Raw genomic sequence first — 328 nt, 5'->3', positions numbered from 1 at the left:
ACGGTCCGGGGGTCAGGCCCGGATCTGCCTGCGGTCGCCGCTGTGGCCGATGGCGATCTTGCGGGGCTTGGCCTTCTCCGCGACCGGGATCTTCAGCGTGAGCACGCCGGCGTCGTAGTCGGCGCTGATCCCGGCGGGGTCGAGGATGTCGGACAGCATGACCTGGCGGGAGAACACGCCGAGCGGGCGCTCGGACAGCTCCCACTTCACATCCTCGCCCTGGTGACGGGGGCGGCGTTCGGCCTTGACGGTCAGCATGTTCCGCTCGACGTCGACGTCGATCGCCTCAGGGTCCACCCCGGGCAGGTCGAAGCAGATCACGTACTCG

Annotated in this window: 1 protein-coding gene; it reads right to left on the bottom strand. The window is 69.2% G+C overall.

The genetic code is table 11. The features are described from left to right. Positions 1 to 12 precede the first annotated feature (12 nt). Positions 13 to 328: Hsp20/alpha crystallin family protein (locus IF01_RS0140925; protein ID WP_030398696.1), on the bottom strand; the 316-nt coding region annotated here is incomplete at its 5' end.

Origin of the sequence: Kitasatospora purpeofusca, assembly GCF_000718025.1 — a bacterium.
In the GTDB taxonomy this organism is placed as follows: Bacteria; Actinomycetota; Actinomycetes; order Streptomycetales; family Streptomycetaceae; genus Kitasatospora; species Kitasatospora purpeofusca.
The sequence above is the reverse complement of the archived record's forward strand: the minus strand, read 5'-3'. Positions and strand labels throughout refer to the sequence as shown.